At 31.2% G+C, this 343-nt stretch carries 1 protein-coding gene; it reads right to left on the bottom strand.

From position 1 onward, the window contains the following. The coding region (locus tag Q4Q35_RS07965; protein ID WP_303277436.1) for an endonuclease domain-containing protein at positions 1 to 293 on the bottom strand (293 nt) is incomplete at its 3' end. Positions 294 to 343: the final 50 nt, after the last annotated feature.

Genomic DNA, 343 nt, shown 5'->3' with positions numbered 1-343 from the left:
AATCTAAGTACTTTAAACCCAAGGTCGTTTAAAATTCTTGTCCTTTCATAATCATAATTTTGCTGAGCAAAATCAAGATGATAGGCTCCATCTAATTCTATAATCAGTTTTTCTGATGCACAATAAAAATCCACAATATAGTTTTCAATACTGTGTTGTCTTCTAAACTTTCTTCCTTTGAGTTGCTTCTTCTGTAAAAGTGTCCATAATGTTGCTTCTGCGGATGTTAAATTTTTTCGCAGTTCTTTTCTGCGTTGTTCAAGATATTTATGGTTGTGTATTTTCTTATCCATACTTATAGTTCAACCCTTCCGTCTTTGATTTCTTTTATTGAAATTAAAGC

It is taken from the genome of Flavivirga aquimarina (assembly GCF_030540835.1).
In the GTDB taxonomy this organism is placed as follows: Bacteria; Bacteroidota; Bacteroidia; order Flavobacteriales; family Flavobacteriaceae; genus Flavivirga; species Flavivirga aquimarina.
This window is presented reverse-complemented; position numbering and strand designations above follow the sequence as displayed.